Below are 12,568 nucleotides of genomic sequence, written 5' to 3'. Positions count from 1 at the left end.
CTGGCCAATAAAAAAATGCAGCGCCTGATGCTGACGGCCTGTTTTTTGGTGAAGGCGCCGTTGCTGAAGGTGAATTTCATGAGAGCCTCAATCTTGCGGCTTTATGGCAGTTACCTGTGTTATTTATCTGTGAAAACAACAACTATGCCATGGGCACCGCCCTGACCCTGTCTGAGTCAGAAACCAATATCGCCAGAAAAGCCGATAGTTACGGGATTGCCGCCGCACAGGTGGACGGCATGAATGTGGTCGATGTGGAGGCTGCCACCCTTGAAGCGACGGAGTTCATTCACAAGCATCAAAAACCCTACCTGCTCGAATGCAAAACGTATCGTTTTCGTGGTCACTCCAGCTTCGACAGTCAGCTCTACCGTGAAAAAGAAGAAATTGCTCTGTGGGAAGAAAAAGGGCCAGTCAGGCAACTGGTGCAATGGATGAGAAACAACAGCCATTTACTGGACAGCGAACTGGATGAAATAGAAAAAGACGTTGAAAAGGAAATTCAGGCTGCCGTCCGTTTTGCTGAAGCCGGGGAGTGGGAACTGGTTGAAGATTTGTATCGGGATGTCTATAGCCCCCGGCAGACAAACAGTTAATCGACTTGCGGGGATAGCCAAGATGGTTTCAGAAACGATGAGCTACCGGGAAGCATTACGCGCCGGTCTGGAAGAAGCACTGATTCAGGATCCCCGAGTCTTCCTGATGGGTGAAGATGTCGGGCGTTACGGCGGCTGCTACGCCGTCAGTAAAGGACTGCTGGCCCAGTTCGGGGCTGAACGCATTATCGACACGCCACTGTGCGAGTCCGGCTTTGTCGGTGTCGGCATTGGCGCGGCGCTTGGTGGCATGCGCCCGATTGTTGAAATCATGACGGTGAACTTCAGCCTGCTGGCGATGGATCAAATTGTCAATACGGCTGCGACCCTGCGTCATATGTCGGGTGGTCAGTTCAACGTCCCTTTGGTGATCCGCATGGCTTGCGGCGCTGGCAGGCAACTGGCCGCCCAACACTCACACAGCTGGGAAAATTTTTATGCCCATATCCCCGGCCTCAAAGTGCTGAGCCCGGCCACTCACAGTGATGCCAGATACATGCTGGGACAAGCGCTGGCTGATCCGGATCCTGTCCTGATTTTTGAGCACGTCATGCTGCTCAATGAACCCGGTTCAGTGCCTGAAAACCCTGATGCACCAATGGACAAGGCGCTGATTCGCCGCCTGGGAACCGATATCAGTCTAATGACATATGGGGGCAACCTCCCGAAAGCGCTGACTGCCGCTGAACAACTGCAACAAGACGGGATCTCTGCGGAAGTGGTCGATCTGCGCTGTCTGCGCCCACTGGACAAAGTCACATTGCTGGAGAGCGTCAGCAAAACTCATCGCGCCGTCATTATTGATGAAGGCTGGCACACCGGCAGTCTGGCCGGTGAAATCAGTGCCATCATCATGGAAGAGGGATTCTGGCATCTGGATGCGCCGGTCAAACGGGTCTGTAGTGCGGAAGTGCCGATTCCCTATCCCCGGCATCTGGAGCAGGCTGCCCTGCCTCAGGTTGCGCAGATTGTCGCGACGGCCAAAGCCGTGATGGAAGGTCGATGATGACTCGCCAAACCTTCGACATTGTGATGCCTTCACTGGGTGCCGACATGCGTGACGGCATGCTTACTGAATGGCTGGTTGCAGAGGGCGATCATGTCAACAAAGGTGACTCAATCGCCGTGATTGAAACCAATAAAGGCGCCATTGAGATGGAAAGCTACCACACCGGCACCATCAGCCGGCTATTGGTACAGCCAATGACGACCCTGCCTGTCGGGGCCATTCTGGCCAACATCGACCCCGACGCTGAAACAGACATAGGCACAAGTGACGAGACACCGGCACCTGAACAGCTATCGCCCCAGAGACAAGATAAACCTCAGGCAACTCCCGTCCCTGCACCCGATCAAGCCAAAGCTGCCTCCGCACGCTCCGAGACGAGCGTTCCCCTAGCCTCGCCTGTTGTCCGGACAATGGCGCGACAACAACAGCTGGATCTGCAAGGTATCACAGGCTCTGGTCCATCCGGCGCCATTTTATTGCGGGATCTGAACAAGGCGCATCAGGCCCAGCAAAGCAGTGACGCAGCACCGCGAGCGAGATCATCGACAGCCGTGACGACAGACACTGACGCCAACCGCCGCAATCAAGCCGCCATGCGGGCAGCGATTGGCGCTGCGATGGAAAAATCCAAACGGGAAATTCCTCACTACTATCTGAGCCATGACATCGATCTCAGCACGGCACAGCAATGGCTGAACGATCAGAATGCCGGCCGGGACCCTGAAGATCGCCTGCTGTTACCGGCTCTGCTCATCAGGGCCGTCGCTACGCTTCTGCCTCACTTTCCGTCACTGAACGGGTTCTACCAAAATGGGGGCTTTGATCAGGCACAGGCTGTTCATATCGGTACAGTGATCAGCCTGCGGGAAGGTGGTCTGATGGTGCCTGCCATTCATCACGCTGACCAGCTTTCGCTCAATGACACCATGCTGGCACTCAGGGATATCAGTCTCCGCAGCCGGACCGGCCGGCTTCGCAGCTCTGAGCTGACCGATGCCACCATCACGATGACCAGTATCGGCGAACGGGGTTGTGATGGGGTGTTTGGCGTCATCTACCCGCCGCAGGTCGCGATCCTGGGTTTTGGCCGCTTGCGTCAGTCACCGCAGGTGAAAAACAATCAGATTGAAATCTGCGATACCCTGACAGTCACGCTCAGTGCTGACCACAGGGTCAGCGACGGCATCCAAGGCGCCAAGTTTCTTCATGCGCTGTCTCAGCAATTACAACAACCGGATCAATTATGAACAACGACGACATCAGGACCCTGATTCTGGAAGCCATACAGAGTGTCGCGCCGGAAATCACCGAAGCGGACATTGCCCCGGATGAAGATCTGCGCGACACATGCGATCTCGACTCAATGGATTTTCTTAACCTGTTGGCTGCACTGAAGAAAAGCTGCGGGGTAAACATTCCGGAAGTGGATTATCAACGCGTCAGAACGTTTACGGCCATGGTTGACTATCTGAATGACCACTTGGCTTAGTGCTGCCAGGCAGACAGGTCTTTTTCATTACACTTACTGTTCTGTGCGAATGTCATGTAAGTGCAGGCGGATCTGCTTCTCGATCTCGAGAATCGCAAAAAATACACAGCCGACGACGACAATGATCACCCCATCCCAGAACGAAATCGCCACTGTGCCGAAAAGCACCTGCAGCGGTGACAGATAGGTTATCGCAACCTGTGACACTGTCACACAAATCACAGTCAGCCAGACAACCCTGGTGCCGGCGATCAGATCCCATTTCAACGATGTTCCATAAATATTTCTGATGAAAAACAGGTGGAATATTTCCATGACAACTAATGTATTGAGTGCCATTGTGCGCGCGAGTTCTAAAGAATACATCTGCTCAACAGCGTAAGCATACATGCCGAACACGCCCCCAAGCAGCAGGACAGAGACAAAAACGATACGCCATGCCAATTCTCCGTTCAGTAATGGTTCATTTCGCGGACGCGGTGGCCTGCTCATGGTGTTGGTTTCCGTTGGCTCGAAAGCCAGGGCTATCCCAAGAGTAATCGCGGTGATCAGGTTGACCCATAAAATCTGGATGGGCGTTATCGGCATTGTCATCCCAAAGAGCAATGCCACCATGATAGTCAAAGCCTCTCCGGCATTAGTCGGCAGTGTCCAACTGATGACCTTTTTGATATTGTCGTAAACCGTTCGTCCTTCACGAACCGCAGCGACAATAGACGCAAAATTATCATCAACCAGCACGAGTTCGGCGGCTTCTTTCGCCGCTTCACTACCTTTGAGCCCCATGGCTATCCCTGCATCGGCACGCTTGAGTGCAGGCGCATCATTGACGCCGTCACCTGTCATCGCAATGGTCATCCCATGAGATTGCAGTGCCATCACAAGCCGCAGTTTATCCTCCGGGCTGGTGCGGGCAAATATGTCCGTCTCAATCACAGCCGCCGCCAGCGCATCATCATCCATGTCACTCAAGTCAGCACCCGTCAACACCTTGTCAGGATTTTGCAAATGAAGTTTTTTCGCGATCGCGGCGGCTGTGCCCTTGTGATCACCGGTAATCATTTTTACCCGGATACCGGCAGTCCGGCATTCTGCAATCGCGTCAATGGCTTCAGGACGCGGCGGGTCAATCAAGCCAACAATACCAATCAATGTCAGGCCCTGCTCAACATCGGTGAATTCAAGAACGGTATGATCCGGCGGCACGGATTTAACAGCAAAGGCCAATACACGCTGTCCTTGAGCGGCAATGTCTTCCGCTTGCTGATGCCAGTAACTGGCATTAAAGGCTTCGCGTTTTCCAGCTGCTGTGCGCTGCTGAGCACACATCAAAAAGATTTGCTCCGGTGCACCCTTTACCGCAATAAACGCATGGTTTTCATGGTCATGATTGAGTGTAGCCATGAAGCGGTGCTTAGCATCAAAGGGAATGGCATCGGTCCGCATCCAGTCACCGAGTTCCGCCTGAATATCAATGCCCATTTTACCGGTCAGGGCAAGCAAAGCGCCCTCCATCGGGTCGCCAACGACACCCCATGACCCGTTGTGATGATGTAAAGAGGCGTCATTACACAATACGGCGACATGCCCAAGTTCATTCAGGATGACATGTTCATTCGCACGGACTGCCACTGCATCTAACCAGATTTCACCTTTCGGCTCGTACCCCATCCCTCCAAGTGAAAAAACATCAGCTTCGGTCACGACAGAAACAGCCATCATCTCGTTACAAGTCAGTGTGCCCGTCTTATCCGTACAAATGACCGATACCGCCCCAAGCGTTTCAATGGCCGGCAACCGCCTGACAATGACATTACGGCGTGCCATGTTCTGCACGCCAACGGCCAGCGTGATGGTCAGCACCGCCGGAAGCCCCTCTGGGATAGCAGCGACTGAAAGCCCCACGACAGCCATCAGCATTTCTGAGAAGGAATAATTGCCAACAAAATACCCGTAGGCCAGAACCACGGCGGCGATTAACAAAATCAGGGCGGTTAACCATCGCGCGAACACATCCATCTGCCTGAGCAAGGGCGTGGTTAAGGTTTCAATAGTTGAAAGCATGCCACTGATACGGCCAATTTCCGTGTCCGCCCCGGTAGCAACCACAATCCCCCACCCCAGTCCGCTGGTCACAAGCGTACCGCTGTATGCCATACAGACTCTGTCTCCAAGAGCGGTATTCATTGCAACCGCGCGTGTGTCTTTCTTCACGGGAACAGACTCGCCAGTCAGTATTGCTTCCTGAATCTGAAGGCTATTCACCTGCAAAAGCCGAAGATCGGCGGGCACCTTATCTCCGGCTTCAAGCAGTACGATGTCTCCGGGCACGAGCTTTTCGCCTTCGACCGTATGGCGCATCCCTTCTCGCAGCACTGATGCTCTCAATGCCAGCATATGACGAATGGCATCCATCGCCTGTTCGGCCTTCCCCTCCTGGATGAAACCAATGACCGCATTCACAATGACGACAGCAAGGATCACAAACGTGTCTGCCACATGCCCGAGCATAGCCGTCATGGCAGCAGAGCCCAGAAGGACGTAGATAAGAATGTTATGGAACTGCATCAAAAAACGATGCAGAGGGTGTGGCTTCGGGGGCTCTGGCAAACGGTTCGGGCCATAAATGGACAGACGTTTTGCCGCTTCTTCAGAAGAGAGGCCATTATTATACGAGCTCATGGCCTCAATGGCGTCTGCTGATGCCATTTCATGCCATTCCCTCTTTGTTCGGCTTGCTGCTATACGTTGCATTGTCTGATGAGCGTCTCCTGAAAAACCGGCAAAAGCTAATGGGTGATATCTCAACCTCTCCCCATTAATGGCAGGCTCTGATGAGGAATCAAGGCTGATAACAAGAAATCGATTATTCCAGCATCACTTGACTCATCTTTTGAGTGTGAACTCCTAAAATAAAATGAGTCTTGGCTCTGAGTGCATCGACAACATCAGAGGGTCCAAAAGGAGATCAGTATGACTTCCGACCACCACAACACTGCCAGTCCGATCATTTACTGGTACCACCAGTTACGCGTTACCGACATTCCTTTCGTTGGCGGTAAAAATGCCAGTCTGGGTGAAATGATTAGCCAGTTGAAAGAAACAGGCATAAAAGTGCCGATAGGGTTTGCCAGCAGCGCCCAGCTCTTTCGCGATTTTTTGAGTCAGAACCAGCTTGATGCACCCATTGCCCAACTGCTGGCAGATATGACTGCCGGCATCATTACGCTGACAGACACAGGCGAAAAAATCAGAGCGCTGATCACCCAGGGCACTTTCACCACGCAGCAAGAAGAAGCGATTACCCGTGCTTATCAGGAACTTTGTGACCAACTGCAGACCGCCAATGTCAGTGTTGCGGTCAGAAGCTCCGCCACGGCTGAAGATCTGCCAGATGCCAGCTTTGCCGGTCAGCAGGAAAGTTATCTCAATGTTCGCGGTTGTGAACAGGTACTGCAGGCCTGCCTGCAATGCTTTGCCTCACTCTATACGGACAGGGCGATTGTCTATCGCGAGGAAAAAGGCTTTGCTCATCAGAAAGTTGCCTTATCTGTTGGCGTTCAGCAAATGGTGGAATCTGAAGCCGCCGGGGTAATGTTCAGTTTAGACACAGAAAATGGGTTTCCCGATGTCGTAATCATCAATGGTGCGTGGGGGCTTGGGGAAACCATCGTCAAGGGTAGCGTCACACCTGATCGTTTCATGGTTTACAAGCCACTTTTGGAGAAGCCTGGCAAGCGCCCTATCATCGAAAAGCAACCCGGCAGTAAACAACTGAAGATGATGTATGCATCCCGACATCACAAAGATAATCCAAGCAACGGCCAGACTGTCGTGCTTGCGACAACCGAGCAAGAGCGCAGTGCATTGGTTCTGTCGGATGATGAAATTTTACAACTGGCTCGCTGGGCGGTGATCGTTGAGCGCCATTACGGTTGTGCTATGGATATGGAATGGACGAAAGACAACCAGGGACTTTATCTGGTCCAGGCCCGACCTGAAACCGTGGAATCACAGAAAAAACAAGCCGTGCTGGTGAACTACAGGCTGAAAGAAAAATCGATCCTGTTACTGGAAGGCGCCAGCGTCGGTAGCGCGATCGCTACCGGCCAGGTTTTTCTGATCAACGATCCGCACCAGACCGATCAATTTCCCCAAGGTGCCATTCTGGTCACTGAGAAGACCGATCCAGACTGGGTGCCATTAATGCGAAAAGCCGCAGGAATCATCACTGATACCGGCGGCCCAACCAGCCATGCGGCTATCGTCAGCCGTGAATTGAAAGTGCCGGCCATTGTCGGTACTGAGCATGCAACCCGAAGCCTGACCGACGGGCAAGCCGTCACATTAAGCTGTGCCGGTGGCACTGTCGGGCAAGTGTACGAAGGCATCTTACGTTATGACACCCAGCAGGTGAACCTGGATGACATTCCGCGTACGAAGACAGCTGTCATGATTAACGCCGCCATGCCAGATGGCGTGTTTCGCTGGTGGCAGTTACCGGTTGACGGGATCGGTCTGACCCGAATCGAATTTATGATTTCAAGCCAGATCAGGGTCCATCCCATGGCACTGCTCCACCCCGAAAAAGTCACGGATCCAGCGGTTCAACAGACGATCCACCAGCTGACTCAAGGCTATGCATACCCGCCGGATTACTTCATCCATCATCTGGCGATGGGTGTGGGAAAAGTTGCAGCCTCGCAATTCCCTAAACCAGTGATTGTCAGAATGTCAGACTTTAAATCCAATGAGTACAGAGGCCTGCTGGGCGGTGAATTTTTCGAACTCCACGAAGAAAATCCAATGCTGGGTCTGCGCGGGGCTTCACGCTATTACCATCCGCTGTATCGTGAAGCGTTTAAACTGGAATGCCAGGCCATCGTAAAAGCTCGCCAGGAGATGGGCTTTGATAACATCATCGTCATGATCCCGTTCTGCCGCACAACCGGTGAAGCCGATAAAGTGCTGAATGTCATGGCTGAAGCAGGGCTGAAACGCGGTGAAAATGGTCTGCAGGTGTATGTGATGTGCGAGATCCCTTCGAACGTTATTCTGGCAGACCGGTTTGCGCAACGCTTTGACGGTTTCTCAATCGGCAGTAACGATCTCACCCAGTTAGTTCTGGGAATCGATCGTGATTCAGCCGAACTGAAACCATTATTTGATGCGAGGGACGATGCAGTCAAAGAAATGATCGCCCAGGTGATCACTGTCGCGCACCAGTATGGTTGTAAGGTTGGGATCTGTGGCCAAGCGCCTTCAGATTATCCGGATTTTGCCGAGTTTTTGGTCAATTGCGGGATTGACTCGATCTCTCTGAACCCCGACTCTTTCGCCAAAGGGTGCCAGCAAATCGCGCTTGCAGAACGCAAATCCCAAATGAAAGCTGCCGGTCACGAATAACCTGCAACAGGTCAAGAAGCAGAGTTTGTACGATCTTTAAGGACCCGCTGGGATGAACTGTTTCAGGTCATCCCAGCGAAACGTGGGACCATCGGAACACACATACTTGTCCTTCAGGTAACAGTGCCCACAGGTTCGGACCCCGCAGTGCATGCGACGCTCAATCGACAGATAAATCGCCTGTTCAGGCACCCCGCTGGCGACCAGATATTTAGCCACCGCAAACATCATGGCTTGCGGACCAGCCACCAGCACCACGTCCGGGCTTTGAGCAAACTGACCGAGCACAGTGGGCAGAATATCGACCGGGGTACCGCCGGATTCATTTTCGCCCGGCTCAGTATCACCGTCCTCAATCATATTGAAAACCGGGATGTGACGCTGCCAGTCACGGCGTTCCGGCGTCAACATCTTCGCCTGACGGTTTCGTGCCCCGTATACCACCATCAGCTGGGTGTAATTTTGTTGTTCAATGAGCTGATTCACCACTCCGACCAAAGGCGCCAGGCCGCAGCCGCCGCCGACAACAAGCACCCGCTTATTGCACACTTTATCCATCGGCCAGCCTTTACCATAGGGCCCTTTGGCCCCCAGGATCTGCCCGGCTTCGAGCTCAAACAAGGCTGAAGTCACACTGCCTGTTTTTCGGACCAGCGCCCGAAAATTCCCATTTTGATCAGGAGGTTGTGTAAAAGTGAACGGCGCTTCACCCACTGAAGGCAGACATAGCATAAAGAACTGTCCTGTCTTTGCCTGCATCCAGCCACCCTGTGACTTCGTGGCCTGAGATGCCGTATTTAGCAGACGAAAGGTAAAATGGCGGGCATGCTCACCATCATCATAAAAGTCGATCAAACGAACGGCTGTTGGCGTGAGACTATGCATCTTTCACTATCCTTTTCATGACAGAATGCACCCCGATGACACCCGGGCAAGTCTGCTCACAGCGCCCGCAGCCGACACAGCCATACCGCCCAAATTCTGGCAAAAAATCATCACTGAATTTGTGGTACCAAAAGCGTTTCACCCGCTCACCGGCCTGCCCTGCAGGATTATGCAAACTGGCCTCACGCTGAAACCCTTCGTACAAACAAGAATCCCAGAAGCGTACCTGTTTGGCCTGCGATGACAGCTTATCAGGGGCGTCTTGCGACACCGCCTGATTCTGTGTGCCGTAACAAGAGCAGGTCGGACACAAGGTGGTGCAGCCGGAACACGCAATGCACTGAATCGCGAGTTGCTGCCAGAACGCATCCGATGTCTGGCCACGGTTCAGTTTTTCTATACCCTCCAGAATATAAGAATGATCGTCGAACGCATGCTCGCACTGGGTCAGGTGGTCAGAGCGCATATTTTTTGCATGACTCGTCGCAGGCGTCAGTGCCAGCCCTTGCAGTGCGGCACGGCCTGGTTCAGTCACCACAATCAATAACCATTGATCATCGGCAAGTGGGTGCAGAATCAGATCGGCCGTGGTATCTCTGACCCCCGGCCCGGCATCGACCAGGTAGCAAAAACCATTTTGACAAGGATGAACACAATCCACGCCGACCAGTAAGGCTTGCTGTCGCCGGGCCTGATAATAAGGATCCTGTTCAAAAAAGATATCCTGATAGTGGATTGCCATCAGATCGCAGCTCTGAACCCCGAACAAAACAAAAGGTTCTGGTTTCGGGATGGTTTCACGAAAAAACTGACCATCGAAGACATATATGGTCTCCTGTTCAGCAAAGAAAAAGCGTTTGGCTGAACTCAACGGCCGCTGCTGACTCAGTGCCGGAAAGGGGGTTGCGCTTGATGCTGCCAATGCGCGTCACCATCATTATCAACTATCTGGTACAACTGGCGGCTCTGGGATAAGTGCACTTGCAGTTGCTGAAGTGAGTGAAGCACATACTGCTGCATGTTACTGGCCCTCCAATAAGTGCTCAATATCCTTAGGCTCCTGACCCGCTGGTAATGGCACCACAGACACAGCACAAGCTTTCAGCTCAGGCATTTTCGTGATTGGATCCTGCGCGGTATTCGTCAGTTGGTTCGACGGGGCTTCTTTGAAATGATATGGCATTGACACCAGGCCCGGAGGGACATCATCGGTGATCATGGCGCGAGTCTCCACATAGCCCCGGCGAGATCGGATCCCTACCGGCGAGTAACGCTGAATATTCAGTACCCTCGCATCTTCCGGATTGATGAAGAGTAGTCCCGCAGGCGTTTCCCGTTCCAGCAAAGGAGATTTTCGGGTCATAGACCCGCAGCCATAGTGACAAGAGAGCCGGTTCGTGGTCAGGATAAGCGGGTATTGTTCGTCGGTCTTTTCATCAATATCAATCTGGTGTACCGGGATCAATCTTGCCTTGCCGATAGGAAAAACCGTTTGATGTAAGATTGCCGTTCCTTGTGGTGCATCCTGGTTGCAGGGCCACTGTAAACCATGAGCCAGCTCAATCCCTGAATAGGTCATGCCCTGATAAGACGGCGTCAGCGAGGCCATCTCATCGAACACAGCCTCGCTGTTGGTCCAGCTGAGTGCATGGCTGCCCAGTGCTTCAGCCAATGCCTTCAACCACTGCCAGTCGTCCATCGCTAAACCCGGTGGCTGCACAGCCTGATTAATATGCTGTACCCGTCGCTCGCAGTTGGTAAAAGAGCCTTCTTTCTCGGCAAAAGATGCCGCTGGCAAAATGTAATCGGCCAGCTTGGCTGTCTCCGTCATGGTCAATTCAGCAACCACCAGCAGATCCATTTTCTTCATGGCTGCACGAACATGATTCTGATCCGGATCGGTCACCACGGGATCTTCGCCGAATAAAATCAGACAGTGAAAATCACCGGCGAGCGCTGCCTTGGTCATACCCAGCGACGTCAGCCCTGGCCGGGTAGCGACCGGCTCTCCCCAGGCTTGCGCAAACTTGTCTTGCGCAAGGTTATCCTCAACCGCCTGATAACCCGGATACACATTCGGCAGGCAGCCCATATCGCATGCGCCCTGCACATTATTTTGTCCGCGTAACGGGTTGATACCTGTCCCGGGACGGCCAATCTGACCACAAACCAAAGCCAGATTAGACAGCGCAATCACATTCGAAGTCCCGCTGACATACTGTGTGATTCCCATGCCGTACAAAATCATGGCACTTTTCGCCCGGCCATAGAGCTCCGCAACTCGTCGAATCTGAGCCGCGGCAATGCCTGTGCCCGATTCAGCCAGCTCAGGGGTGATCGTCTCCACACTGCGTGCCAGGGCATCAAACCCCTCACAGCGCTGACTGATGAAAGATGCGTCATACAGCTTTTGCTTGATGATAACGTGCAAGATCGCATTGATGAGCGCGATGTTGCTGCCCGGTTTCAGCTGGAGATGTACATCCGCTATTTTAGCCAGCCGGGTCACTCTGGGATCAATAACCACCAATTTCGCCCCTCGCAGCCGGGCTTCAATCATCTGTCCGCCGAAAACGCTGTGATTTTCTGTCGGATCCGCACCGATCACGACAATCAGTTCGGTGTCGAAAATATCTTTGGTGCTATTGGTCATTGCACCGGAACCTAAGGTTTGTTTCAGCCCGGCAACCGTGGGACTGTGACAAATACGGGCACAGTGATCGATATTGTTCGTCTTCAGGACGGCTCTGGCAAATTTCTGAGCGGCATAGTTGTCTTCATTGGTTGCGCGTGCGCTGCTGATAACGCCTACAGCATCAGGACCGTGTTCAGCCTGAATATCCCTTATCGCTTCACTGATCTCACTCAGTGCCTCATCCCAACTGATGGGATAAAAGCGATCATGAATCCGTTTCAGCGGCTCAGTGACCCGGTTGTCAGGACGAATGGCATAGGCTGTGCTCCAGCCTTTTTCACACAGCTTTCCGCGACTCACGGGGTGAGTTCGCTGAGGTTCAACCCCGGTCAGCTTGCCGTGTTCATCAATTTTCAGATTGATCCCGCAGCCGACACCACAAAAAGGGCAGACTGTTTTCACTATTGAAGAAGCCATGACCATCCACAATCAATCGGCGGGTTCTGGCATTGAGTATAGCAAGCCAGCACAGAGCAGATTCATGCCGC

General features: G+C 53.0%; 9 protein-coding genes. 5 read left to right on the top strand and 4 right to left on the bottom strand.

What is annotated here, in order from left to right; translation table 11 throughout:
- Positions 1 to 38: 38 nt before the first annotated feature.
- From P4S53_RS16185 to P4S53_RS16170, 4 genes are read left to right on the top strand one after another with little or no spacing between them, the layout of a single operon-like run.
- Positions 39 to 596, top strand: a complete 558-nt coding sequence (locus P4S53_RS16185) for a thiamine pyrophosphate-dependent enzyme (RefSeq protein ID WP_337114512.1) — start codon at positions 39 to 41, stop codon at positions 594 to 596.
- 22 nt (positions 597 to 618) lie between these two features.
- A complete protein-coding gene (locus tag P4S53_RS16180; protein ID WP_337113467.1) occupies positions 619 to 1,602 on the top strand; it encodes an alpha-ketoacid dehydrogenase subunit beta in 984 nt (327 codons plus the stop codon).
- Positions 1,599 to 2,852, top strand: coding sequence for a dihydrolipoamide acetyltransferase family protein (locus P4S53_RS16175; protein WP_337113466.1), 1,254 nt, complete (start codon positions 1,599 to 1,601; stop codon positions 2,850 to 2,852). Before P4S53_RS16180 ends, P4S53_RS16175 begins: the two co-directional genes overlap by 4 nt.
- Complete coding sequence (locus tag P4S53_RS16170; RefSeq protein WP_337113465.1) at positions 2,849 to 3,094, top strand: acyl carrier protein; 246 nt, start codon at positions 2,849 to 2,851, stop codon at positions 3,092 to 3,094. The genes P4S53_RS16175 and P4S53_RS16170 overlap by 4 nt, the downstream gene beginning before the upstream one ends.
- 33 nt (positions 3,095 to 3,127) lie before the next feature.
- Here the strand turns inward: P4S53_RS16170 and P4S53_RS16165 are convergent, their stop codons facing one another.
- Entirely contained in the window at positions 3,128 to 5,803 is a 2,676-nt protein-coding gene (locus P4S53_RS16165) for a cation-transporting P-type ATPase (protein WP_337113464.1), read from the bottom strand.
- A gap of 264 nt (positions 5,804 to 6,067) precedes the next feature.
- Here P4S53_RS16165 and ppsA point away from each other — a divergent pair, with 264 nt between their 5' ends.
- Positions 6,068 to 8,500 (top strand): phosphoenolpyruvate synthase, encoded by a 2,433-nt coding sequence (gene ppsA, locus P4S53_RS16160; RefSeq protein ID WP_337113463.1) that lies wholly within the window; start codon positions 6,068 to 6,070, stop codon positions 8,498 to 8,500.
- A 36-nt stretch (positions 8,501 to 8,536) separates the two neighbouring features.
- Here ppsA and P4S53_RS16155 read toward each other — a convergent pair whose 3' ends face one another.
- The 3 genes from P4S53_RS16155 to fdhF all read right to left on the bottom strand — a co-directional run bounded on the left by P4S53_RS16155 (position 8,537) and on the right by fdhF (position 12,497).
- Entirely contained in the window at positions 8,537 to 9,385 is an 849-nt protein-coding gene (locus P4S53_RS16155) for an iron-sulfur cluster-binding protein (RefSeq protein WP_337113462.1), read from the bottom strand.
- The gene (locus P4S53_RS16150) at positions 9,378 to 10,307 is read right to left on the bottom strand and encodes a 4Fe-4S dicluster domain-containing protein (protein WP_337113461.1); all 930 of its coding nucleotides are present in this window, start codon (positions 10,305 to 10,307) and stop codon (positions 9,378 to 9,380) included. Before P4S53_RS16150 ends, P4S53_RS16155 begins: the two co-directional genes overlap by 8 nt.
- A 99-nt stretch (positions 10,308 to 10,406) precedes the next feature.
- A complete protein-coding gene (fdhF, locus tag P4S53_RS16145; RefSeq protein ID WP_337113460.1) occupies positions 10,407 to 12,497 on the bottom strand; it encodes a formate dehydrogenase subunit alpha in 2,091 nt (696 codons plus the stop codon).
- Positions 12,498 to 12,568 lie beyond the last annotated feature (71 nt).

It is taken from the genome of Photobacterium sp. Hal280, assembly GCF_037162255.1.
Lineage (GTDB): Bacteria > Pseudomonadota > Gammaproteobacteria > Enterobacterales > Vibrionaceae > Photobacterium.
Note: the sequence above shows the minus strand (reverse complement) of the source record. Positions and strands in the feature narration are given on the sequence as shown.

Bases quoted from the DNA above. Each gene is read 5' to 3' on its own strand.
- P4S53_RS16180 (WP_337113467.1), top strand. From the start codon at position 619: ATGGTTTCAGAAACGATGAGCTACCGGGAAGCATTACGCGCCGGTCTG.
- P4S53_RS16175 (WP_337113466.1), top strand. From the start codon at position 1,599: ATGATGACTCGCCAAACCTTCGACATTGTGATGCCTTCACTGGGTGCC.
- P4S53_RS16170 (WP_337113465.1), top strand. From the start codon at position 2,849: ATGAACAACGACGACATCAGGACCCTGATTCTGGAAGCCATACAGAGT.
- P4S53_RS16165 (WP_337113464.1), bottom strand. From the start codon at position 5,803: ATGGCATCAGCAGACGCCATTGAGGCCATGAGCTCGTATAATAATGGC.
- ppsA (WP_337113463.1), top strand. From the start codon at position 6,068: ATGACTTCCGACCACCACAACACTGCCAGTCCGATCATTTACTGGTAC.
- P4S53_RS16155 (WP_337113462.1), bottom strand. From the start codon at position 9,385: ATGCATAGTCTCACGCCAACAGCCGTTCGTTTGATCGACTTTTATGAT.
- fdhF (WP_337113460.1), bottom strand. From the start codon at position 12,497: ATGGCTTCTTCAATAGTGAAAACAGTCTGCCCTTTTTGTGGTGTCGGC.